Annotated in this window: 23 protein-coding genes; 14 read left to right on the forward strand and 9 right to left on the reverse strand. The window is 70.9% G+C overall.

The window, feature by feature from the left end; genetic code table 11:
- Positions 1-214: 214 nt before the first annotated feature.
- The 5 genes from FKO37_RS23315 to pdxS form a co-directional block, all read right to left on the reverse strand.
- A complete protein-coding gene (locus FKO37_RS23315) occupies positions 215-1,051 on the reverse strand; it encodes a class II fructose-bisphosphate aldolase (RefSeq protein ID WP_238605751.1) in 837 nt (278 codons plus the stop codon).
- A complete protein-coding gene (locus FKO37_RS23320; RefSeq protein WP_134727312.1) occupies positions 1,048-1,935 on the reverse strand; it encodes a 1-phosphofructokinase family hexose kinase in 888 nt (295 codons plus the stop codon). Before FKO37_RS23320 ends, FKO37_RS23315 begins: the two co-directional genes overlap by 4 nt.
- Entirely contained in the window at positions 1,932-2,753 is an 822-nt protein-coding gene (locus FKO37_RS23325) for an ROK family protein (RefSeq protein WP_238605752.1), read from the reverse strand. Before FKO37_RS23325 ends, FKO37_RS23320 begins: the two co-directional genes overlap by 4 nt.
- Entirely contained in the window at positions 2,753-3,586 is an 834-nt protein-coding gene (locus FKO37_RS23330) for an SIS domain-containing protein (RefSeq protein WP_238608326.1), read from the reverse strand. Before FKO37_RS23330 ends, FKO37_RS23325 begins: the two co-directional genes overlap by 1 nt.
- A 359-nt stretch (positions 3,587-3,945) precedes the next feature.
- Positions 3,946-4,857, reverse strand: coding sequence for a pyridoxal 5'-phosphate synthase lyase subunit PdxS (gene pdxS / locus FKO37_RS23335; RefSeq protein WP_037811282.1), 912 nt, complete (start codon positions 4,855-4,857; stop codon positions 3,946-3,948).
- Between the two features lie 413 nt (positions 4,858-5,270).
- Between pdxS and pdxT the strand changes: the two genes are divergently transcribed.
- The 3 genes from pdxT (at position 5,271) to FKO37_RS23350 (ending at position 7,562) form a co-directional block, all read left to right on the forward strand.
- Positions 5,271-5,906, forward strand: a complete 636-nt coding sequence (pdxT, locus tag FKO37_RS23340) for a pyridoxal 5'-phosphate synthase glutaminase subunit PdxT (protein ID WP_308196543.1) — start codon at positions 5,271-5,273, stop codon at positions 5,904-5,906.
- Between the two features lie 59 nt (positions 5,907-5,965).
- Complete coding sequence (locus FKO37_RS23345) at positions 5,966-6,721, forward strand: YebC/PmpR family DNA-binding transcriptional regulator (protein WP_037811285.1); 756 nt, start codon at positions 5,966-5,968, stop codon at positions 6,719-6,721.
- A 319-nt stretch (positions 6,722-7,040) separates the two neighbouring features.
- Positions 7,041-7,562, forward strand: coding sequence for a DUF4262 domain-containing protein (locus FKO37_RS23350; protein WP_037811286.1), 522 nt, complete (start codon positions 7,041-7,043; stop codon positions 7,560-7,562).
- A gap of 13 nt (positions 7,563-7,575) precedes the next feature.
- On the opposite strand, the gene FKO37_RS23355 is transcribed toward FKO37_RS23350, so the two are convergent.
- Complete coding sequence (locus tag FKO37_RS23355; RefSeq protein ID WP_134661809.1) at positions 7,576-8,019, reverse strand: cupin domain-containing protein; 444 nt, start codon at positions 8,017-8,019, stop codon at positions 7,576-7,578.
- A 133-nt stretch (positions 8,020-8,152) separates the two neighbouring features.
- Between FKO37_RS23355 and ruvC the strand changes: the two genes are divergently transcribed.
- The 8 genes from ruvC (at position 8,153) to FKO37_RS23395 (ending at position 17,573) form a co-directional block, all read left to right on the forward strand.
- Positions 8,153-8,755 carry a crossover junction endodeoxyribonuclease RuvC gene (ruvC, locus tag FKO37_RS23360; RefSeq protein WP_037811289.1) on the forward strand — a complete coding sequence of 201 codons (603 nt, stop codon included), beginning with the start codon at positions 8,153-8,155 and terminating at the stop codon, positions 8,753-8,755.
- The gene (ruvA, locus tag FKO37_RS23365) at positions 8,752-9,348 is read left to right on the forward strand and encodes a Holliday junction branch migration protein RuvA (RefSeq protein ID WP_037811291.1); all 597 of its coding nucleotides are present in this window, start codon (positions 8,752-8,754) and stop codon (positions 9,346-9,348) included. The genes ruvC and ruvA overlap by 4 nt, the downstream gene beginning before the upstream one ends.
- Before the next feature lie 6 nt (positions 9,349-9,354).
- Positions 9,355-10,443 (forward strand): Holliday junction branch migration DNA helicase RuvB, encoded by a 1,089-nt coding sequence (gene ruvB / locus FKO37_RS23370; protein ID WP_051728840.1) that lies wholly within the window; start codon positions 9,355-9,357, stop codon positions 10,441-10,443.
- A 118-nt stretch (positions 10,444-10,561) separates the two neighbouring features.
- A complete protein-coding gene (yajC, locus tag FKO37_RS23375; RefSeq protein WP_167756704.1) occupies positions 10,562-10,996 on the forward strand; it encodes a preprotein translocase subunit YajC in 435 nt (144 codons plus the stop codon).
- A 218-nt stretch (positions 10,997-11,214) separates the two neighbouring features.
- Positions 11,215-12,936, forward strand: a complete 1,722-nt coding sequence (secD, locus tag FKO37_RS23380) for a protein translocase subunit SecD (RefSeq protein ID WP_238605753.1) — start codon at positions 11,215-11,217, stop codon at positions 12,934-12,936.
- A gap of 1 nt (position 12,937) precedes the next feature.
- A complete protein-coding gene (gene secF, locus FKO37_RS23385; RefSeq protein ID WP_238605754.1) occupies positions 12,938-14,173 on the forward strand; it encodes a protein translocase subunit SecF in 1,236 nt (411 codons plus the stop codon).
- A gap of 5 nt (positions 14,174-14,178) precedes the next feature.
- Entirely contained in the window at positions 14,179-14,697 is a 519-nt protein-coding gene (locus FKO37_RS23390) for an adenine phosphoribosyltransferase (RefSeq protein WP_238605755.1), read from the forward strand.
- Positions 14,698-15,215: 518 nt separating this feature from the next.
- A complete protein-coding gene (locus FKO37_RS23395; protein WP_134661805.1) occupies positions 15,216-17,573 on the forward strand; it encodes a bifunctional (p)ppGpp synthetase/guanosine-3',5'-bis(diphosphate) 3'-pyrophosphohydrolase in 2,358 nt (785 codons plus the stop codon).
- Between the two features lies 1 nt (position 17,574).
- Here FKO37_RS23395 and FKO37_RS23400 read toward each other — a convergent pair whose 3' ends face one another.
- Both FKO37_RS23400 and FKO37_RS23405 read right to left on the reverse strand, forming a co-directional pair.
- Positions 17,575-17,976 carry a DUF1304 domain-containing protein gene (locus tag FKO37_RS23400; protein WP_037811300.1) on the reverse strand — a complete coding sequence of 134 codons (402 nt, stop codon included), beginning with the start codon at positions 17,974-17,976 and terminating at the stop codon, positions 17,575-17,577.
- Positions 17,973-18,416, reverse strand: a complete 444-nt coding sequence (locus FKO37_RS23405) for a cupin domain-containing protein (RefSeq protein ID WP_238605756.1) — start codon at positions 18,414-18,416, stop codon at positions 17,973-17,975. The genes FKO37_RS23400 and FKO37_RS23405 overlap by 4 nt, the downstream gene beginning before the upstream one ends.
- Positions 18,417-18,504: 88 nt before the next feature.
- Between FKO37_RS23405 and FKO37_RS23410 the strand changes: the two genes are divergently transcribed.
- From FKO37_RS23410 to FKO37_RS23420, 3 genes are read left to right on the forward strand one after another with little or no spacing between them, the layout of a single operon-like run.
- Entirely contained in the window at positions 18,505-19,527 is a 1,023-nt protein-coding gene (locus FKO37_RS23410; protein WP_238605757.1) for a helix-turn-helix transcriptional regulator, read from the forward strand.
- A 56-nt stretch (positions 19,528-19,583) separates the two neighbouring features.
- Entirely contained in the window at positions 19,584-20,363 is a 780-nt protein-coding gene (locus FKO37_RS23415; protein WP_167753920.1) for an enoyl-CoA hydratase/isomerase family protein, read from the forward strand.
- A 43-nt stretch (positions 20,364-20,406) separates the two neighbouring features.
- Positions 20,407-21,153, forward strand: a complete 747-nt coding sequence (locus FKO37_RS23420) for an N-acetyltransferase (RefSeq protein WP_238605758.1) — start codon at positions 20,407-20,409, stop codon at positions 21,151-21,153.
- Between the two features lie 7 nt (positions 21,154-21,160).
- On the opposite strand, the gene FKO37_RS23425 is transcribed toward FKO37_RS23420, so the two are convergent.
- Positions 21,161-21,946, reverse strand: coding sequence for an aminotransferase class IV (locus tag FKO37_RS23425; RefSeq protein WP_238605759.1), 786 nt, complete (start codon positions 21,944-21,946; stop codon positions 21,161-21,163).
- Between the last annotated feature and the right edge of the window lies 1 nt (position 21,947).

The following is a 21,947-nucleotide window of genomic DNA, read 5'->3' on the forward strand; positions in this document are numbered from 1 at the left end:
TCATTGCATACCTCTCTTGCGCATTAAAATGCACATGGCGCTTCTGTATAGCGCACTCAGGCAACGAAAGTCACCGGCCGAAGCGGTGGAGCAGACTTCCGTCGGTATCGAGGTCCGGGGGTGCCCGCCAAGCCGGATCTGGTGGGCGGCAGGCAGATCCGCGCGGTGCCGCTTTCCGGCACCGCGTCAGCCTGGCCCGAACCTCCCGGTTTCCTTACCCGGCCAGCAACCGGAGCAGCCGCGCCGTCTCCGCCGCCACCGCGGAACGGCCGAGCCGTACGTACTTGCGCGGGTCGACCGCCTCGGGCTGTTCGTCCAGGAACTGCCGGACCGCGCCGGTGAACAGCCCGTTGAGGTGCGTCGAGATGTTGATTTTCGCCATCCCGGCAGCCACCGCGCCGCGCAGTTCGTCGTCGGAAAGCCCGGAGGAGCCGTGCAGCACCAAGGGAACCGGGACGGCGTCCCGCAGCCGCGTCACCAGTCCGCGGTCGACCGAGGCGGTGCGCGACAGCATCGCGTGCGACGTGCCGACCGCCACGGCCAGCGCGTCGACCCCGGTGGCGGCGACGAACTCCGCCGCCTCGTCCGGATCAGTGCGGGCGCCCGGCGCGTGCACGCCGTCCTTGCCGCCGACCTCGCCCAGTTCGGCTTCCACCGCGACTCCCGCCGCGTGGCAGAGGTCCGCCACCTCGCGGGTGCTGCGCACATTGTCCGCATAGGACAGTCGCGAACCGTCGTACATCACGCTGTGCACGCCCAGTTCGATGCCTTCGCGGACCAGTCCGGTGTCCTCGATGTGGTCGAGATGCACGAGCACCTCCACCGACGCCCGGCGCGCGATCTCCAGCGACGCCGCGGTGATCGGGGCCAGCCCGCCGTGATAGGTCACGCAGTTCTCGCTGATCTGCAGGATCACCGGCAATCGCGCCTGTTCGGCTCCGGAGACGATGGCCTCGGCGTGCTCCAGCAGGATCACGTTGAACGCGCCCACCGCGCCGCCCCGGTCCTGGGCCGAGGCGAGCAACCGGGCGAAGGCGGGACGGGTGATCATGCGGACGCTCCGTTCAGGAATCGGCGGTACGCGGACAGATCGATCTCTCCGGCGACCGGACGCAACACCGCGGCCGCACCGGCCGCGGCGGCCTGGCGCAGCGCCTCGTCCAGTGGCAGCCCGCGCACGAGCGCCGCGGCCAGTCCGGCAGTCGCCGCGTCCCCGGCACCGGTGGGGTTGCCGCGCACACCGGGCACGCCAGGAACCGAGATGACCTCGGCCCCGGTGTAGGCGGCGATGCCGTCCTCACCGCGTGACACCACAACCAGCCCGGCCCCGAGCCTGGACAACTCGGCGGCACCCGAGGCTGCATCGACGGCACCGGTGGCGGACAGGAGTTCCTCTCGATTCGGCTTAACATCGGCCCCGGCCCGCGCGGCGGCCAGCAACGCGGGCCCGGACGAATCGACCAGTGCCCGGACCCCGGCTTCCCGGGCCAGCCGAACCCAGTCGCCGACCAGTTCCGGCGCGGCGTTCCGGGGCAGGGAACCGGAAATCACGAGCAGCTCCGCGTCCCGCAGCCGGGTGGCGAGTAACGCCGCGAACCGTTCCCATTCGGCGGCGGACAGTTGAGGCCCCGGCTCGGCGTACACCGTGGGATGTCCGTCGCCGATGACCGTGACCGTCGACCGGGTCTCGGCTTCGCACGCAATCGCGTCGAACGGAACCGCCAGCGCCGAGCCGAGCCAGCGTCCCGCGTCGCCGTCGAGCGGGAGCACTGCGTGCACGGGAATGTCCAGTGCCGCAAGGACATGGGCGACATTCACGCCTTTGCCGCCAGCGCGCCGCTGCACGTCGAGCACCCGGTTCGTGCCGCCGAGGATGTGGGCGCCGACCCGGTAGGTGATGTCGACCGCGGGGTTGGGCGTGGCGACGATGATCATGGCAGTGCCAACAACGTCGCACCCACCACAGCAGCCCGATCCCCGTGGTGCGCCTGGACAATCGCAGGCGCGCGCAGCGCCCCGAGCCGATGCGCGACCTCGCGGGCGAGCGGGTCGAGCAGCAGCGCACCCGCCTCGGCGAGGCCGCCGCCCACGACCACGGTCGTGCAGCCGGCCACGGCGGTCGCCCAGGCGATCGGCTCCGCGAGCGCGCGGACGCACTCCTCCCACGCCTCGACCGCCGCCGGGTCTCCGTCGCGAACCCGTGCGGCGACAGCGGCCGCGTCCGAGGCTCTGGCTCGGCGCGCGAGTCCGGACGCCGACGCGACCTCCTCGACGCGCCGGCCGTCGGGCAGTCGGATCTGGCCGACTTCGCCTGCCCACGGGCCCGCGTCGAGCACCTCGCCGCGCACCACCAGCGCGGTCGCGAAGCCGGTGCCGACCGGGGCGAACAGCACCGGTCCCGAGTCGCCGGCCGCCGCTCCGGTGCGGGCTTCGGCGAGCGCACCCGCGCGGACGTCCTGCCCGAACGCGAGCGGGACGTCGAGGCGAGCGGAGACGAGGTCGTGGACCGGGACGTCGTCCCAGCCGAGATTGACCGCCTTCACGCACCGTCCGGCGCGTTCGTCCACGATCCCCGGGACCACCAGCCCCACCGCCTCGACCGGATAGCGCGCGGCGGCCCGGGCCACCAGGTCGGCGAGCGCCGCGGGGTCGCCGAACGGGGTCGGTTCGCGCCATTCTGCGGACACGGAACGGCCGTCGGTCACGCGCATCTTCACGGTCGTGCCGCCGACGTCGACGCCGAGGACGGCCATCAGGCGAGGATGACCGAACGGGTCAGCGACCGCGGCCGATCGGGATCGAGCCCGCGCCGCCGCGCGAGCGCCACCGCGAACCGCTGCGCCACGACCAGCCCGGCGAGCGGGTCGAGGTCGTGGTGCACGAACCGGGCCCCGGTGCGGGCGATCTCGGCGGCCAGCCCGTCCGGGGTCTCGCCGAACGACCACACGAGCCTGCCGGGCTGCGCGATGGCGATCGGGCCGTGCCGGTAGTCCATCGCGGGATAGGCCTCGGCCCAGAACTGCGCCGCTTCCCGGGTTTTGAGCGCGGCCTCGCAACTGATGCCGACCGCGGCCGCGCGCCCGATGAAGGTGACCTGTTCGGCGTCGAGCAGATCGTCGACCGGTTCCAGCAGCGCGCGTTCAGCCTGCCGCGCCAGCTCGTCGATGTCGTCGCCGAGGCCAGCGCGCAGCAGCGCGAGCGTGCTCGTGGCGAAGCGGGTCTGCACCACCGAACGTTCGTCGGCGAACGGCAGCTCGACCACTTCCGCCGCGACCGAGGCCGCCGGCCCGTCGCCCACCGCGGTGATCAGCGTGGTGGGCTGCCCAGCCAGCGCGGAGAGCAGTTCGATGATTTCGGTCGTGGTGCCGGACCGGGAGATCGCGACCACCCGGTCGTACTCCCGGCCGGCCGGGTACTCGGACCCGGCGAACGCGTCGGTGACGCCGAGGCCCCGCTGCTCCCGCATGGCGGCGTAGCTCATCGCGACGAACCAGCTGGTGCCGCATCCGACGACGGCCACCCGCTCGCCAGGCTGCGGCAGCACTCGGGCGGCGGGCCCGGCGCAGTCCGCGGCGGCGCGCCACATCTGCGGCTGGGAGGCCAGTTCGGCGGCAACAAAGGAACCCGGCGCGGAAAGCGCATCGGACTCGGAGGACTCGGTCGAGAACGACTCGGGGGAGGACGGCTCTGACATGAAGGCCCTTCGGTCCGTGAACTGAGCGCGGCCCTCAGTGTAGACGATCGTTTCTGCGTGAAGTGAGCGATTTGCATCATCTTCAATCATCACGGATGGACTGTTGTGAGCGTCCGAACGTCGCGGAGCGGCAACGCGGCTACGAGCGCTGCCTGGTTTGGCCGTAGAAGGGCAGAACGTAGAAAAGCGCGAGCGGTGAGGGACGGGTGTCCCTCACCGCTCGCGCAGTCAGTTCAGATGGAGCGGCTACGTCACCAGCCGCGCTCGGCGAGGCGGTGCGGCTCCGGCACGTCCTCGACGTTAATTCCGACCATGGCTTCGCCGAGCCCGCGCGAAACCTTCGCCAGCACGTCCGGGTCGTCGTGGAACGTCGTGGCCTTCACGATCGCCTCCGCGCGCTGCGCCGGGTTGCCGGACTTGAAGATGCCCGAACCGACGAACACGCCTTCCGCACCGAGCTGCATCATCATCGCGGCGTCGGCCGGGGTGGCGATGCCGCCCGCGGTGAACAGCACGACCGGGAGCTTGCCCGCCTCGGCCACCTCGCGGACCAGCTCGTACGGCGCCTGCAGTTCCTTGGCCGCGACGAACAGCTCGTCCTCGGGCAGGGACTGCAGGCGGCGGATCTCGCCGCGGATCTTGCGCATGTGCGTGGTCGCGTTCGAGACGTCGCCGGTGCCGGCCTCGCCCTTCGAACGGATCATCGCCGCGCCCTCGGTGATGCGGCGGAGCGCTTCGCCGAGGTTGGTCGCGCCGCAGACGAAGGGCACGGTGAACGCCCACTTGTCGATGTGGTTCGCGTAGTCGGCGGGGGTGAGCACCTCGGACTCGTCGATGTAGTCGACGCCGAGCGACTGCAGCACCTGCGCCTCGACGAAGTGCCCGATCCGCGCCTTCGCCATGACCGGGATCGACACCGCTTCGATGATGCCGTCGATGAGGTCCGGGTCGCTCATCCGGGCGACGCCGCCCTGGGCGCGGATGTCCGCGGGGACGCGCTCCAGCGCCATGACGGCGACCGCGCCCGCGTCCTCGGCGATCTTGGCCTGGTCGGCGGTCACGACGTCCATGATCACGCCGCCCTTGAGCATCTCCGCCATGCCGCGCTTGACCTTCGCGGTGCCGGTGACGGTCTGGGGTTCGGCGTTCTGCTGCTGCGACACCTTGCGGGCCTTTCTCGGGGGAGCTGAATGGGTCTTCTCCTCCAGCGTAAGACGACGGTGGACCGCTGAGGCAGGCCATTGCGCGGCTATCTCGGAAGGCCACTTTCCACGCCGAAAGATCCACTTGGGCTCGGTCACTTTTCCTCCGGGAAGCGTTGACCTGGGGCTTCCGGAACGGCCTACCATGGGAGACGAGGCCGGCCCGCAGGAGACGGGCTGCCTCGATGCCAGGGGAGACCACCTTCGAGGTGGCCACTGGCGACAGATTTCAGCAGTCCACTTCACGTCGGCCCGGGAGCGGCCGCCGGAGCGCTCCGCGAGTGGGCGGCGGCCCCGGTGCTGCCCGCCTGACCTGCCCGGTTGCGTTCCGGACGGCCCCCCTAAGCTGATGCGAACGTCTCACGGGAGGTCGGGTGGCGACAGCTACGGGAGCACGGCCGGCGGTCGGCGTGCTCGCCCTGCAAGGCGCCGTGCGCGAGCACGTCGCGATGCTGGAGAGCGCGGGGGCGCGCGCGGTTCCGGTGCGCCGCCCGTCCGAGCTGTCCAAGGTGGACGGCCTGGTGCTGCCGGGCGGGGAGTCCACCACGATGTCGCGGCTGCTCGAGACCTTCGAGCTGCTCGAACCGCTGCGCGAGCGGATCGCCGGCGGCCTGCCCGCGTTCGGCTCGTGCGCCGGGATGATCCTGCTGGCCCGCCAGGTGCTCGACGGGCGCCCGGACCAGCAGCAGCTCGGCGGGCTCGACGTCGTCGTGCGCCGCAACGCGTTCGGCAGGCAGGTCGACTCCTTCGAGGCCGACCTCCCGTTCGCCGGGCTGCCCGGCGGGCCGCTGCACGCGGTGTTCATCCGGGCCCCGTGGGTCGAGAAGGCGGGAGCCGGGGTCGAGGTGCTGGCCACCGTGCCGGACCCGGAGGACCCGCCGGACGGGCCGAGGGCGGATAGGATCGTCGCCGTCCGGCAGGGGGCGGTGGTGGCCACGGCGTTCCACCCGGAGATCACCCGGGACGAGCGCGTGCACCGGCTGTTCGTCGAGCTCGTGCGGAAAGCCTGAGCAAGGATTGCGGCGGCCGCGCCGGGAGGCACGCGGCCGCGGGAACAGATGGAGGAAAGATGAGCGGCCACTCCAAGTGGGCCACGACGAAGCACAAGAAGGCGAACCTCGACGCCAAGCGGGGCAAGCTCTTCGCGCGGCTGATCAAGAACATCGAGGTCGCCGCCCGCACCGGGACCGGGGGAGGGGACCCGGACGGCAACCCCACGCTCTACGACGCCATCCAGAAGGCGAAGAAGAACTCCGTCCCGCAGGACAACATCGAGCGCGCGCGCAAGCGCGGCGCCGGCGAGGAGGCGGGCGGCGCCGACTGGCAGAACATCACGTACGAGGGCTACGGCCCGAACGGCGTGGCGGTGCTGATCGAGTGCCTCACCGACAACAAGAACCGCGCCGCGATGGAGGTCCGCACCGCGCTCACGCGCAACAACGGCTCGCTCGCCGACCCGGGTTCGGTCGCCTACATGTTCAACCGCAAGGGCGTCGTGATCATGCCCAAGGCGGACGCGACCGAGGACGACGTCCTCATGGCGGTCCTCGACGCGGGCGCCGAGGAGGTCAACGACCTCGACGAGAGCTTCGAGATCGTCTCCGAGGGCACCGACCTCGTCCCGGTCCGCAAGGCGCTGCAGGAAGCCGGGTTCGAGTACGAATCGGCCGAGCTGACCTTCCTGCCGTCGGTGAGCGTGCCGCTCGACGTCGACGGCGCGAAGAAGGTCTTCAAGCTGATCGACGCGCTCGAGGACTGCGACGACGTGCAGAACGTCTATGCCAACTTCGACGTGTCCGACGAGGTCATGGCCGAGGTGGACTGATCTCGGCGGTGGGACGGGCAACGTCTACGCGCTGTGCCGGATTCCGCGTCTCCGTCGAGGTCATGGCCGAGGTGGACTGATGTCGGCGGTGGGACGGGCAACGTCTACGCGCTGTGCCGGATTCCGCGTCTCCGTCGAGGTCATGGCCGAGGTGGACTGATCCAATCGCACGCGACACGGCCGCGCTCCCGGCACTCCGGGGGCGCGGCCGTTTTCGTGCAAGGTTTCCCTTGCCGCGCAACGGAAACCGCGAAAATCCTTGGCGCAGGCGGAAAATGACCGGCGCGGGGACTGGGCTCGGGCGCGCGGGTGGGGCAGAATGTCCGCCGTGACGACCTCCGCCCTCACCGAGCAAGAGCAGAGCCTCATCGCCTGGATCGAGACCCAGGCAAGGGAACGGGGCAACGCGGTCATCGCCGTGCCCGCCGACGACCAAGGGGCCGGCTACTGCTTCACCGCGTGCGCGTGGGCGTTGCACAACGTGCCCGAAGCGGTCGTGATCGGGCTGCCCGACCACATGGCCCCGGTGCTGCTCGACGCGTACGTCGACCGCTCCGCCAACGGCGAGATCTTCGAGGTCGGCAAACGCTACGACGATTTCTTCGAGGGCGCGCCGGTGATCTTCGAGCGCGTCGCGAAAGGCCACTACCCGGAGTACTTCGGGTCCGCGTTCCTCGTCTACCCGGACGGCGACTTCCCGGCGCTGCAGATGATCGTCGCGACGCCGGACGGGCACTTCCCGTGGCACGCCGACGCGCCCGAGGGCTTCGCCGAATGGCAGCCGGTGCTCACCGAAAGCGGCGACCCGGAGAGCTGGACCCCCGGCGTCGACGGCCCCTGACCGCGGCTCCCGGCTAGCCCAGCGCGGCCAGGTCGTCGGCGGCGTCCGGAAAGCGCTCGGCCAGCGTCGCCGGATCGGCGAACTCCACGCAGTCGTCGGTGTAAGGCGGCACCACCACGGTGCCCAGCAGGCTCCACGCGCCCAGCGACACCGTGGCCTGCCATGTCCCCGCGGGCACCACCACCTGCGGGCGCTCCCCGGCGGCCACGTCGCTGCCCAGTACCGGGCGCGTCACCTCGCCGTCCGGATGCAGCAGGAGCATCCGCGCTGGCGAACCGGCGTGGTGCACGAACACCTCGACCCGGTCGAGCCGGTGCGGCGCGGAGATCTCGGGCGCGGTGAGCAGGTAGTAGATCGCCGAACCTTCGGGGGCGCGCCAGCTTTCCGCGAACCGGCCGCCCTCCACCGGCAACGGTTCCAGCCCCAGGTGCTTGACGTAGTCCTCCGGTCCCGGCATGGCCCCATCGTGCGCACGGAGCGGATCCGGCGTCCACCTCGGCCGCCGTTTTCGCGTGTCCGTCCGCCGGGCCGCGCTCGGCGACCGTTAGCCTGCATCTCGAACTAATGTTCGCGCGGGCGAAGGAGAAACGGTGCGGGTGCTCGGGGTCGACCCCGGTCTGACCAGGTGCGGCCTCGGCGTGGTCGACGGCGGCAAGGGCCGGTCGGTGCGCCCGGTCGCGGTCGGGGTCGTGCGCACGCCCGCCGACCAGGATCTCGCGCAGCGGCTGCTCGGCGTCGCCGACGAGGTGGAGCGCTGGCTCGACAAGTACCGGCCCGAAGCGGTTGCCGTCGAGCGGGTGTTCGCGCAGCACAACGTCCGCACCGCGATGGGCACCGCGCAGGCGGGCGGGGTCGTGGCGCTGTCGGCGGCGCGGCGCGGGCTGCCGGTCGTCTTCCACACGCCCAGCGAGGTCAAGGCCGCCGTCACCGGGTCCGGCCGCGCGGACAAAGCACAGGTCACCACCATGGTGATGCGGCTGCTCGGGCTCGAGGTCAAACCGCATCCGGCGGACGCGGCCGACGCGCTCGCGCTCGCCATCTGCCACCTCTGGCGCGAGCCGATGCGGGTCCGGCTCGCCGAGGCCGAGGCCCGCGCGGCCGAACTGGTCCGCGCGCACAAGGCGCGGCTCGCGGCCGCGGCCAAGGCGGCCGGAACCACCACGAAGCAGAACGAAACAGGAGCACGACGATGATCTCCTCGGTACGCGGCGAAGTGCTGTCCGTCGGGCTCGACCACGTGGTGGTCGAGGTCGGCGGCGTCGGCCTCGCCGTGCAGGCCACCCCGGCGACGCTGGCCACGCTGCGCCGCGGCGAGCAGACGCGGCTGCACACCGCGCTGGTCGTGCGCGAGGACTCGCTGACCCTCTTCGGGTTCGCCGAGGAGGACGCGCGCGAGCTGTTCGGCCTGCTCCAGACGGTGTCCGGGATCGGGCCGCGGCTCGCGCTGGCGACGCTGGCCGTGCTGGAGCCGGACAAGCTGCGCGCGGCGCTCGTCGAAGGCAACATCACCGTGCTCACCCAGGTCCCCGGCATCGGCCGCAAGGGAGCCGAACGGCTCAGCCTCGAACTGCGGGACAAGGTCACCGCGCTCGGCGGCGCCGCCGACGCCCCGGTGGTGACCGCGCCCGGCGCGCTGCGCGGCGAGGTGGTCGAAGCACTGGCCGGGCTCGGTTTCCCGGCCAAGCAGGCCGAGCAGGCGGTGGACAAGGTGCTGTCCGAGGGCGACGGGCACACCACGTCGTCGGTGCTGCGCGCGGCGCTGGCCGCGCTGGGCCGCAAGCGGTAGCCGCCGATGAACCACGAAGTCACCGAGTTCGACACCGGCGGGTACGAGGCGGACGACGAAACCCTGTCCGCGCTCGCCCAGACCGGCGAACGCGACCTGGAAACCTCGCTCCGGCCGCGCAAACTGGACGAGTTCGTCGGCCAGGAACGCGTCCGCGAGCAGCTGGAGCTGGTGCTGGAGAGCGCCCGGCGGCGCGACGTCCCGCCCGACCACGTGCTGCTGTCCGGCCCGCCCGGCCTCGGCAAGACGAGCATGGCGATGATCGTCGCCGCCGAACTGGGCGCGGCCATCCGGATCACCTCCGGGCCCGCCCTGGAACGCGCGGGCGACCTGGCCGCGATGCTGTCCAACCTCGCGCCCGGCGACGTCCTGTTCATCGACGAGATCCACCGCATCGCCCGGCCCGCCGAGGAGATGCTGTACCTCGCGATGGAGGACTTCCGGGTCGACGTCGTCGTCGGCAAGGGGCCGGGGGCGACCAGCATCCCGCTGGAGATCGCGCCGTTCACGCTGGTCGGGGCCACCACCCGGTCCGGATCGCTGACCGGCCCGCTGCGCGACCGGTTCGGCTTCACCGGCCAGATGGAGTTCTACTCCGCGGCCGAGCTGGAACTGGTCGTCCGCCGCGCCGCGACCATCCTCGGCATCGAAATCGACCGCGACGGCTGCGCCGAGATCGCCGGCCGTTCGCGCGGCACCCCGCGCATCGCCAACCGGCTGCTGCGCCGGGTCCGCGACTACGCCGAGGTGCGCGCCGACGGCAAGGTGACCCTCGAGGTCGCGCAGGCCGCGCTGAAGGTCTACGACGTCGACGAACTGGGCCTGGACCGGCTGGACCGGGCTGTGCTCGGCGCGCTGACCCGCTCGTTCGGTGGGGGACCGGTGGGCATTTCGACGCTCGCGGTCGCCGTCGGCGAGGAGGCCACCACCGTCGAGGAGGTGTGCGAGCCTTACCTGGTCCGGGCCGGTATGCTCGCCCGCACTCCGCGCGGCCGGGTCGCGACCGCGGCCGCGTGGCACCACCTCGGGCTCGTGCCGCCGCCGGAAGCGGGACGTCCCGAGGCGGGCGGTCCGACGCTGTTCGACCAGGCCTGACAAGGGCGGACAGCGGCCCGGGTGGTGGCGTTTCCGCCGGTACCTGGCACACTCGAACACAGCACATCCGTCGAAACCGGACGCGGGCAGCCGAGAAAGGCGTCCGTCGAGGAGAGTCATGAACCAGTTACTGCTGCCGTTGCTGCTGCTGCTCGTGGTGGCCGTGCCGCTCGTCATGGGCACCCGCAAGCAGAAGAAGCAGCAGGCGGCTCAGCAGGAGATGCAGAACAGCATCGCCCCGGGCGACCGCGTGATGACCACGTCGGGCCTGTACGGCACGGTCGCCGACACGAGCAGCGAGACCACGATCGACATCGAGATCGCGCCGGGCGTCGTCACCACCTGGCTGCGGCTCGCGGTGCGCGAGAAGGTCGAGCCGGTCGTCGAGACCGAGGAGAACGAGGACTCGGCCGAGACCGAGACCGCGGGCATCGAGTCGGCCGCGCCTGCCGCGTCGTCTTCGGAGGCCCCGGCCCAGGAGTCGATCTCCGCCGAGGAGAAGCAGACCTCCGGTGCGCAGGTGGCGCCCCCGCTCGAGCACGGGAAGAAGTAGCCTCCGGGCTTCACCGGGCAGTGATCCGCCCACAGCCTACGAAAGTCGGTACGGGCGAACGCCGGGCTCACGCAGCACCGAGTACTGTCTCGGTGCTGCGTGCGTGTCCGCCGTCATAGTTCACGCCCAGCCGCGTCCGGGGGACCCCCTTCCGGCTCGCGCACCCGAACCACTTGGGGTCCATCCAGTCCGTGCCAGTTCGAGGAGACCGAAGCACAGTGGCACCATCGGCCGGGCATCTCCGCCCGGGACGCTATCTCGCCTTCTTCGCCCTGATCGTGGTCGTGCTGTACGCCTTGGTGTTCTTCACCGGCAGCGGCAAAGCGACGCCGAAACTCGGCATCGACCTCCAGGGCGGCACCCGGGTCACGCTCACCGCGCGCACGCCCGACGGCGGCCAGCCCACCCGCGACTCGCTGAACCAGGCGCGCCAGATCATCGAGACCCGCGTCAACGGGATCGGCGTCGGCGGCACCGAGGTGGTGCTCGACGGCAACAACATCGTGATCACGGTGCCGGGCGAGCAGGGCGACGAGGCGAAGAACCTGGGCCGGACCGCCAAGCTCGGGATCCGCGAGGTGATCACCTCGGTCCCGAACACCCCGGCCGCGCCGCCCTCGGCTCCCGCCTCCGGCGCCCCGAGCGCCCCGGCGACCGCGCCGAGCAAGCCCGCCGGCGGCGGGGGAGCGGAAGGCGCCCCGGCGCAGCAGCCGCCGAGCACGACGCCGTCGGCCCCGGCCTCGGGAGCAGGCGGCCAGGACGCGGGCAAGAACCCGATCGAGCAGGCCCGCGCCGTGCGCCAGGCTCCCGCCCTGATGCCGAAGGACCCGAAGAACCAGCAGGAGGCCGCCGCCGCGCAGGCCGCGCAGCAGAAGGCGCTCGCCTCGCTCACCTGCGCGCCGAACGCCGCGGACCCGCTGGAGGGCAACGACCTGCCGAACCAGCCGCTGGTCACCTGCGGCGACAAGGACGCCACCAAGTACGTGCTCGGCCCGGAGATCATCCCCGGCACCGAGATCGCCAACGCCAACTCCGGCTACGACCAGCAGCGCGGCCAGTGGATCGTCGACCTGAGCTTCAAGAGCGCGGGCGGCAAGACCTGGGGCGACTTCACGTCGGCCAACATCGGCAAGCAGGCGGCGTTCGTGCTCGACACGGACGTGGTGTCCGCGCCGACCGTGCAGAACGCCATCCTCGGCGGCAACACGCAGATCACCGGCAAGTTCACCCAGACCGACGCGAAGAACCTGGCGGACATCCTCAAGTACGGTTCGCTGCCGCTGTCGTTCGACTCGTCCGACGCCACCACGGTGTCCGCGACGCTGGGCTACGCCTCGCTGCAGGCCGGCCTGATCGCCGGCGCGATCGGCCTCGCGGTCGTGTTCGTCTACTGCCTGTTCTACTACCGGCTGCTCGGCATCCTCACGATCTGGTCGCTGGTGCTGTCCGGGCTGCTCGTCTACGCGGTGCTGGTGCTGCTCGGGCGGTGGATCGGGTACACGCTCGACCTCGCGGGCGTCGCCGGCCTGATCATCGCGATCGGCATCACCGCGGACTCGTTCGTCATCTACTTCGAACGCCTGAAAGACGAGATCCGGGAGGGCCGGACGTTCCGGTCCGCGGTGCCGCGCGGCTGGGCGAGGGCGCGGCGCACGATCCTGGCCTCGGACGCGGTCAGCTTCCTCGCCGCCGCGATCCTGTACATCATCGCGGTCGGCGACGTGCAGGGCTTCGCGTTCACCCTCGGCATGTCGACGGTGCTCGACCTGGTGGTCGTCTACCTGGTCACGCATCCGCTCGTGGCGATGGTGTCGACCTCGAAGTCGAAGTTCCTGTCCAACCCCCGGAATCTCGGCCTCGGCGCCGTCCAGAAGCTCGGCGCGCAGCGCAAGTCCACGCGCCCCGCTCCCGGCCGCCGCGCGAACGTGAAGGAGGCCTGACGTGAGCGACGAAACCGCGGGCGTCACCTCGGACAGCCCCGACGGCCCGACCGGCCAGGGCAGCACGGCGGCCCAGCCCGCCAAGAAGGAAAGCTTCTTCCACCGGCTCTACGTCGGCACCGGCGCGGTCGACATCGTCGGCTCGCGCAAGCGCTGGTACATGTTCTTCGCGCTGCTGCTCCTGGTGTGCATCGGCTCGATGATCTTCCGCGGCTTCAACGTCGGCATCGAGTTCGAGGGCGGCACGCAGATCCAGCTGCCCGCGCACGGTTCGCACGGCCAGATCACCCAGGACCAGGTGATCAAGTCGTTCAACACCGCGCTGGGCGAGGCGCCGGCGGAGACCCAGACGGTCGGCACCGGCAACGCGTCGACCATCCAGACCCGCTCCGAGACGCTGACCGCGGACCAGGTCGCGAAGGTCAAGAAGCAGATCTTCGAGGACCTCGGCCCGATCGGCAGCAACGGCAAGTCGAGCGAGCAGGCGATCAGCGACAGCGCGGTGAGCGCGTCGTGGGGCGACGAGATCTCGCGCCAGGCCCTGATCGCGCTCGCCGTGTTCCTGGTCGCCGTCGTGATCTTCCTGGCGATCTACTTCGACACCAGGATGGCGTTCGCGGCGCTCATCTCGCTGCTGCACGACATCGTGGTCACCGCGGGCGTGTACTCGCTGGTGGGCTTCGAGGTCACGCCCGCGACGGTGATCGGCCTGCTGACGATCCTCGGGTTCTCGCTGTACGACACCGTGGTGGTGTTCGACAAGGTCCGGGAGAACACCCGCGGCCTGCTCGGCCTGTCGCGGCGCACGTACGCGGAGGCGGCGAACCTGGCGCTGAACCAGACCCTGATGCGGTCGTTCAACACCGCGTTCATCGCCCTGCTGCCGATCCTGGGCCTGCTGATCGTCGGCTACATCCTGCTCGGCTCGGGCACGCTGCAGGACCTGGCGCTGGTGCAGCTCACCGGTACCTTGGTGGGCGTCCTGTCGTCGGTCGCGCTGGCGACCCCGCTGCTGGTCGACTTCAAGATGCGCGACCCGCAGTACCGCCAGCAGGCCGAGCGCGTCGCCGCCCGCCGGGCGAAGGCAGCCAAGCGCGAAGCCGCCGACGACGACTTCGACTCGGCCGACGAGGACCAGCTGGCCGCCGAACTCCGCAAGGAGAAGGCCATGGCCGCCGCGGCCGGCGTCCCGGCGCGGCACCCGAAGCAGCGTCCGTCGGGGAAGAAGAAGCGCTGACCCCGATGAAGCTCGACGAGGCATTGGACCTGATCGCCGAAGTCCCGGACTTCCCGGAACCAGGCGTCCTGTTCCGCGATCTCAGCCCGCTGTTCGCCGACGGCCCCGGCTTCGCCGCCGTCGCCGACGCACTGGCGAACACCCTCGACCCGGCCACCGACCTGGTGGCCGGAGTCGAGGCCCGCGGCTTTCTCTTGGCCGCAGCAGTCGGCTACTCCCGCGGCATGGGCGTGGTGCTGGTGCGGAAACCAGGCAAACTCCCGTCGGTAGCAGGCCGAGTGGACTACTCCCTGGAGTACGGCACCGCCAGCGTCGAACTCCCCGCCAACGTCGTAAAACCAGGCCAACGCATCGCAGTCATGGACGACGTCCTGGCCACCGGCGGCACCGTGGCAGCAACGGCGAAACTCCTGGAAGACGCAGGCGCAACGCTCACCGGCATTTCAGTAGTACTGGAACTGGCAGCACTCAACGGCCGCGCCGCCCTGGACGGCCGCACAGTGCACACCCTCCGCACCGTCTAGCCTCCCGCAGACTTGTCCGTGAGGGCCACCCTCATTGACCCTGATTCCCTGAGGGTTCCCCTCACGCCCCTCCTCCCGGCCGTCAGGGACCCCTTCACGGACTTGGATTCCCTCAAGGAGCCCTTCACAGCCCGCCCCACCTCACTGCCGGGGATGCCGCCCCAATGCGGCATTGGGTGCATCCCACGCACCGAACGCCGCATTGGGGCGCTAGCCCCGACCCCATCCCAACCGCACCGGTGCACCCAACGAGCGAGGCGCCCAGCCCCTCCCGCGCACCCCGATACGAAGCTCATCTGCGGTTCGGGGGTGCTTGTCAAGGCATCTTTCCCGCCTTGACAAGCACCCCCGAACCGTCAGCACAATCAAGCTTCGGGGTGCCCCACGCAACCAAAAGCCGATGTCGCCGCCAGGCGACGAGCCGAACAACTCACCCCAACACCCCGTCACCACCCCGACCAAAAGACCAACCGGTTACCCTGAAGGTTCGAGGCCGCACGAAGCAGCTGGAGGTGCGGGTGAGCCAAGAGCTCGACGCCAACGTCCCCGCCAAAGGCGGTGCGACTCCCGCCAGGAACGGCGCCACCGCCGCGGACACCGGGCGGCCCAACGGAGCCGCGCCCAACCCCTCCGCGACCCGCCGCGTCCGCGCCCGCCTGGCCAGGCGGATCACCGCCCAACGAGCCGCCCCGGTCAAACAGGTCCTCGAGCCCCTGGCGGTCATCCACCGCGAACTCCACCCGAACTCCGACCTGGGCCAGCTCCAGCGCGCCTACGACGTAGCCGAAGAACTCCACCGCGAACAACGCCGCAAATCCGGCGACCCGTACATCACCCACCCCCTCGCGGTAGCCACCATCCTCGCCGAACTGGGCATGGACACCACCACGCTCGTCGCAGCTCTCCTGCACGACACCGTGGAAGACACCGGCTACTCCCTGGAACAGCTCAAGGCCGATTTCGGCGACAAGGTCGGCGAGCTGGTCGACGGCGTCACGAAGCTGGACAAGGTCAAACTCGGCACCTCGGCCGAGGCGGAGACGATCCGCAAAATGGTGATCGCGATGGCGAAGGACCCGCGCGTCCTGGTCATCAAGCTCGCCGACCGGCTGCACAACATGCGCACGATGCGCTTCCTGCCGCCGGAGAAGCAGGCCCGCAAGGCGCGCGAAACGCTCGAGGTGCTCGCCCCGCTGGCGCACCGGCTCGGCATGGCCACGGTGAAGTGGGAGCTGGAAGACCTCGCGTTCGCGATCCTGCAGCCGAAGAAGTACGACGAGATCGTGCGGCTGGTCGCCGACCGCGCGCCGTCGCGCGACACCTATCTGCGCAAGGTGATCGCGGACCTCACGAACAACCTGGTGTCGTCGCGGATCACCGCGAAGGTCGAGGGACGGCCGAAGCACTACTACTCGATCCACCAGAAGATGATCGTCCGCGGCCGCGACCTCGACGACATCCACGACCTGGTCGGCGTGCGGATCCTGGTCGAGGACGTGCGCGACTGCTACGCCGCGATGGGCGTGGTGCACGCGCTGTGGCAGCCGGTCCCCGGCCGGTTCAAGGACTACATCGCACAGCCGCGGTTCGGCGTCTACCAGTCGCTGCACACGACGGTGATCGGGCCGGACGGCAAACCGCTCGAGGTGCAGATCCGCACCTACGACATGCACCGCACCGCCGAGTACGGCATCGCCGCGCACTGGCGGTACAAGGAAACCAAGGGCACGCACGCCAGCAACAACGCGATGGAGCTGGACGAGATCGCGTGGATGCGGCAGCTGCTCGACTGGCAGCGCGAGGCCGCGGACCCGGGCGACTTCCTCGAATCGCTGCGCTACGAACTGGCCGCGCGCGAGATCTTCGTGTTCACGCCGAAGGGCGACGTCATCACGCTGCCGGCGGATTCGACGCCGGTGGACTTCGCGTACGCGGTGCACACCGAGGTCGGCCACCGCTGCATCGGCGCGCGCGTGAACGGCAGGCTGGTCGCGCTCGAGCGGAAGCTCGAGAACGGCGAGGTCGTCGAGATCTTCACGTCCAAGGCGGAGAGCGCCGGGCCGAGCCGCGACTGGCTGCAGTTCGCCGGTTCGCCGAAGGCGCGCGCGAAGATCCGGCAGTGGTTCGCGAAGGAACGCCGCGACGAGGCGATCGACGCGGGCAAGGAAGCGATCACCAAGGAGATCCGCAAGGTCGGGCTGCCGATCCAGCGGCTCGTGTCGGCGGAGTCGATGGGCTCGGTCGCCACCGAGCTGCGGCACGGCGACATTTCGTCGCTGTACGCGGCCGTCGGCGAGGGCCACACGAGCGCGAAGCACGTGGTGCAGCGGCTCGTCGCGCTGATCGGCGGGGTCGAGGAGGCCGAGGAGGAGCTGGCCGAACGGGCCACGCCGTCCACGGTCACGCGCCGCCGCGGTTCGAACGACGTGGGCGTCATCGTGAAGGGCGCGAGCGACGTCTGGGCGAAGCTGGCACGCTGCTGCACGCCGGTGCCGGGCGACGAGATCCTCGGCTTCGTGACGCGCGGCGGCGGCGTGAGCGTGCACCGGACCGACTGCACGAACGCGGACGACCTGCGGACCCAGCCCGAGCGCTTGGTCGAGGTGGAGTGGGCGCCGTCGTCGTCCTCGGTGTTCCTGGTGGCGATCCAGGTCGAAGCCCTCGACCGGCACCGGCTGCTGTCGGACGTCACGAAGGTGCTGGCGGACGAGAAGGTGAACATCCTGTCGGCCTCGGTGACGACCTCGCGGGACCGCGTGGCGGTGAGCCGGTTCTCGTTCGAGATGGGCGATCCGAAGCACCTCGGGCACGTGCTGAAGGTCGTGCGCGGGGTCGAGGGTGTGTACGACGTGTACCGGGTGACCTCGGCTTCGTAGGTCAGAACGCCGTGGCGACGAGCGCGGCCAGCGGTGGGAGTGCCTGGGCGAGTGCCCCGGCGCGTCCCGCACCGCGTGGGCGGCTCAGCGCGAGCAGGTCGGACACGCCCAGTGCGATGCCGGCGAGTGTCATGAAGGCGCAGCTGTAGAGCAGGAGCACGCGTCCACCCGCGGGGTCGCCGGTGTGCAGCAGCACCAGTCCGGTCGCCGGTCCGGCGGCAAGGAACAGGTTGTACCAGCCGACGTTGAACGACCAGAGCCGCGTGGCGGGCAGGTTTTCCGCAGGGATCCGGAAAATGCCCGCGTGCACGCCCGGGCGTTCGAACAGCAGGACTTCCCACGCGAAGGCCAGCAGGTGGACCAGAACGGCGATCCCGGCGAACACCTGCACCGCGGCGTTCACGGCGCCTGCTCCGCGAAGGCGACCCCGTGCCGCGCGGCGATGGCGCCGAGCAGCGGCACCGCGTCGGGCCACGGGGCGCCGGACGGGACGGTGGCGTCGATTTCGCGGAAGAACCGGCCCATCGCGTCGTCCGGGGTGAGCACGAGGAACTTCGCGTGCGGCGTGTGCACCGTGAAGGTGTTCGGGGTGCCTGCCGGGATGTGCACGAACGAACCCGGCCCCAGGTCGTGGAGTTCGCCGTCGAGGCAGACGGTGATCCGGCCGGACAGGACGTAGAGGCCCTTCGTCCACGGGTCGGCGTGCGGCGGGACGGCGGGGCCGCGCGGGGCGTCGATCTCGAACAGTTCGTAGCCGCCGGTGTCCGCGGCGGACGCTTTCACCGTCGCGGTCGAGTCTTGCGTGTCCAGTTCCGGGCCTTCGCCCGCTGCGCTGAGAGTCATGCCGCCGAAGGTAGAAACGCCGGGGGAGCGGGACCATCCCGGAATTCAGGGATACCCGCGCGGGAGGAGCGCGCGCATACTTCGTCGGGTGTGGGAAGGCCGGGCGCGGAGCGTGCGGCGGGAGCTGGCGGCTCTCGCCGCGGCCGGTCGCGGGGTCGCCGAGCTGCACGGCGCGGCCATCGAACTGGTCGAGCGGATCGTGCCCGCCGAACTGACCTGCTGGGCGTCGCTGGACCCGGACACCGCCGTGATCAGCTCGATGACCAGCGGCCGGGCGCGGATCCCGGGGCAGTACGAACCGCTGCTGGCGACGTACGAGTACGACGGTGCGGAACCGCACGCCTTCGCGCAGCTCGCCCGCCGTTCCGTGCCGGTGGCGCGGCTGTCCGACCTGCCACGCCGCGAACGCGAGCGCAGCGGCCGGTGGACGCAGGTGTGGCGGCCGCTCGGGCTGGAGAGCGAACTGCGCGTCGGGTTCCGCGCGGACGGCGTCTGCTGGGCCGCGGCAGGTCTGGTGCGCCGCGGCGAGTTCAGCGACCGCGAGGTGGAATTCCTGCTGTCGATCGGGCCGACGCTGGCCGCGGCCACCCGGGTGGCCGCGCTGGCGCGAGGGGCGGCTCCGGCGGCGGAACCGGCGATCGTCGTGGTCGGTCCGGACGGTCGCCGCCGCGGCGCGACTGACGGGGTCGCCGCGTGGGAGTCCGAATTGGACGCGATCGCCGACGGCCGGTTCGCGGTGCTGCTGCGCGCGGTCGCGACCGGGGCGCAGGCGGCGGCGAGCGGGACGTTCCGGGCCCGGGTCCGCGACGCGCACGGCGGCTGGATTGTGTTGCAGGCCAGCAGATTGGTCGCCGCCGACGACGCACGCGACCTCGTCGTGACGATCCGCCGCGCTTCCGGCGGAGAGCTGCTGGACGTGCTGCTCGCGGCGTATCGGCTGACCGCGCGCGAACGCGACGTGTGCCGGGAAGTCCTGTCCGGACTGTCCACTTCGGACATCGCGGCCCGGCTGGGGATCTCGGCGAACACCGTGCAGGACCATCTGAAGTCGGTGTTCGGCAAGGTCGGCGTGCGCAGCCGGGGCGAGCTGACCGCTCGGCTGTCCGGTTAGCCCCGGTGACCTGTCCCACAGCGGGACGGTGGTGCGGGCGCATTAGGGTGCTGGGCATGACGGACGGACTCGAGTTCACCCGCGACGGCGCCGTGGCCCGGCTGACGTTCTCCCGCCCGGAGAAGATGAACGCGATCACCCGCGGCATGTGGGCGGCGATCCCGGGCGTGGCGGCCGAGGTCGAGGCCGATCCCGAGCTGAAGGTGCTCGTGCTGACCGGGGCCGGACGGCATTTCTCCGCCGGTGCCGACATCGGCGAGTTCCGCGAGTTGCGCTCGACCGCCGAGGCCGCCGCGAAGTACGACGAGGCCGTGGACAGCGCGGTGGCGGCGCTGACCGCGATGCGGAAGCCGACCGTCGCGATGGTCCAGGGCAACTGCATCGGCGGCGGCTGCCAGATCTCGGTCGCCTGCGATTTCCGGTTCGCCGCGGACGACGCGCGCTTCGGCATCACCCCGGCCAAACTCGGCATCGTCTACCACTTCGCCTCGACGCGGCAGCTGGTGTCGCTGGTCGGTCCGGCGAACGCCAAGTACTTCCTGCTGTCCGGCGAACTGGTCGACGCGCCCCGGGCGCGCGAGATCGGGCTGGTCAACGACGTTTTCCCGGCCGCGGACCTGGACTCCGCGACGGCCCGGTTCACCGAGACCCTGTGCGGGCGGTCGCAGGCCTCGGTCCGCGGGATGAACCGGATCATCGAGAAGATCGTCGCGGGGCAGGAGAAGACCGACGACGAGGTCGAGGAGATCCGGCTCGCCGCGCTGCACGGGGAGGACTACGCGGAGGGCGTGGACGCGTTCCTGAACCGGCGCGCGCCGAAGTTCACTTACCGCTGACCGGCACGGATAACCCGTTGACGGCTCAGCGAGACTGAAGCTTGTGGCGCTGACCATCCATCACCGCAGTCAGAACCCGGAGATCTTCCGGGCGACCGACCACGCCGACTTCGACCGGTCGTGGCCGGTGTTCATGCAGCACAACCCGACCGGGCACCTATATTACGGCGAACTCGACCCGGTCGCCGACTACGTGCTGCTCGCGACCGACGGCGACGAACCGGTCGCCAAGGCCTACTCGACACCGTTCGCGTTCGGCGGCCCCGGCCGCGAGACGCTGCCCGACGGCGGGTGGGACGAGGTGATCCGCTGGCAGCACGCCGACCGGCTCGCCGGCCGCGAACGCACCGCGGCGACTGCGCTGGAGATCGTCGTCCGCAAGGAACGGCAGGGCACCGGACTTGCCTCGGTGATGGTGAACGCGTTGCGGGACAACGCTTTCCGCCTCGGGCACGACGTGCTCTACGCCCCGGTGCGGCCGTCGCAGAAGGCGGACGAACCCGAGACGCCGATGAGCGAGTACGCGTACCGGGTGCGCGACGACGGCTTGCCTTACGACGCGTGGCTGCGGGTGCACGTGCGCGCGGGCGGGCGGATCGTGAAGGTATGCCCGGTGTCGATGACCATCCCCGGCACGCTCGCGCAGTGGCGGGAGTGGACGGGGCTGCCTTTCGATGCGGATGGCCCGGTGGTCGTGGAAGGTGCGTTGAGTCCGGTGCTGGTGTCGGTGGCGCAGGACTCGGCGGTGTATGTCGAGCCGAACGTGTGGGTGGAGCACCGGAGGCCGTGAGGCTGGGTCAGATCTCGTCCCAGGGGGCGGCTTCGTAAGCCGTGGTCAGCAGTTCGGTGGCGGTGGGCGAGGTGCGCAGCGGGACGTCGTCGACCGAGGCGACCAGGCGGCCGATCGTCGCCGAGTTGGTCAGGAACATCGCGTCGAACTCCGGGAGTTCCGCCGGGTAGACCGGCCGCGTCTCCTGCGGCACCCCGGCAGCGCGCAGCTGGTCCTCCAGTACCAGGTACGTGATTCCCGGCAGCACCTTGGCTTCCGGCCACACGATCGTCCCGTCGCGCAGGAAGCCGACGTTCCAGATCGTCGCCTCGCTGATCCGGCCGTCGTCGGCAAGGAACACCGCGTCGTCGTAACCGGCGAGGACGGCCGCGCGCGAATGGTGCGTCAGGCCGAAGCCGCCGAGATGCTTCACGTGCGGCAGATCCCGTTGGTAGGAAACGGATCGCAGCCGCATCGGCGTGGCGACGTGCGAGCGCGGCGGCGCGGTGCGCACGAGGATTTCGGGCGTCATCGCGGGGTCGTGCGGAGACGAGCGCGAGAAAATGATCACCCGCACCGACAAGTCGCCCTGACCGGCGACGAGCCGCCGGACGTAGCGGCGGACCAGGTCCGTGTCCAGTTCGCTGCCGAACACCTCGCGGGTGTTCGCCGCGAGCCGGTCGAGGTGGAAGCGGAGGCCGCGCACGCGCCCGTCGCGGACCTGCATCGCGGTGAAATGGCCGTAGCTGGTCGCTGCGGCGGCGAGATCGGCGGCGCCAGGAGCGGCGCCGCCGATCTCGACCCGGCCGGTCACG

The organism is Amycolatopsis sp. Poz14, from assembly GCF_006704225.1.
GTDB classification, from domain to species: Bacteria; Actinomycetota; Actinomycetes; order Mycobacteriales; family Pseudonocardiaceae; genus Amycolatopsis; species Amycolatopsis nivea.

Excerpts from the sequence above, each read along its gene's own strand:
- FKO37_RS23315 (WP_238605751.1), bottom strand. The coding sequence starts at position 1,051 with ATGATCACCCGTCCCGCCTTCGCCCGGTTGCTCGCCTCGGCCCAGGAC.
- FKO37_RS23320 (WP_134727312.1), bottom strand. The coding sequence starts at position 1,935 with ATGATCATCGTCGCCACGCCCAACCCCGCGGTCGACATCACCTACCGG.
- FKO37_RS23325 (WP_238605752.1), bottom strand. The coding sequence starts at position 2,753 with ATGGCCGTCCTCGGCGTCGACGTCGGCGGCACGACCGTGAAGATGCGC.
- FKO37_RS23330 (WP_238608326.1), bottom strand. The coding sequence starts at position 3,586 with ATGTGGCGCGCCGCCGCGGACTGCGCCGGGCCCGCCGCCCGAGTGCTG.
- FKO37_RS23345 (WP_037811285.1), top strand. The coding sequence starts at position 5,966 with ATGAGCGGCCACTCCAAGTGGGCCACGACGAAGCACAAGAAGGCGAAC.
- FKO37_RS23350 (WP_037811286.1), top strand. The coding sequence starts at position 7,041 with ATGTCCGCCGTGACGACCTCCGCCCTCACCGAGCAAGAGCAGAGCCTC.
- FKO37_RS23355 (WP_134661809.1), bottom strand. The coding sequence starts at position 8,019 with ATGCCGGGACCGGAGGACTACGTCAAGCACCTGGGGCTGGAACCGTTG.
- ruvA (WP_037811291.1), top strand. The coding sequence starts at position 8,752 with ATGATCTCCTCGGTACGCGGCGAAGTGCTGTCCGTCGGGCTCGACCAC.
- ruvB (WP_051728840.1), top strand. The coding sequence starts at position 9,355 with ATGAACCACGAAGTCACCGAGTTCGACACCGGCGGGTACGAGGCGGAC.
- yajC (WP_167756704.1), top strand. The coding sequence starts at position 10,562 with ATGAACCAGTTACTGCTGCCGTTGCTGCTGCTGCTCGTGGTGGCCGTG.
- FKO37_RS23390 (WP_238605755.1), top strand. The coding sequence starts at position 14,179 with ATGAAGCTCGACGAGGCATTGGACCTGATCGCCGAAGTCCCGGACTTC.
- FKO37_RS23405 (WP_238605756.1), bottom strand. The coding sequence starts at position 18,416 with ATGACTCTCAGCGCAGCGGGCGAAGGCCCGGAACTGGACACGCAAGAC.
- FKO37_RS23415 (WP_167753920.1), top strand. The coding sequence starts at position 19,584 with ATGACGGACGGACTCGAGTTCACCCGCGACGGCGCCGTGGCCCGGCTG.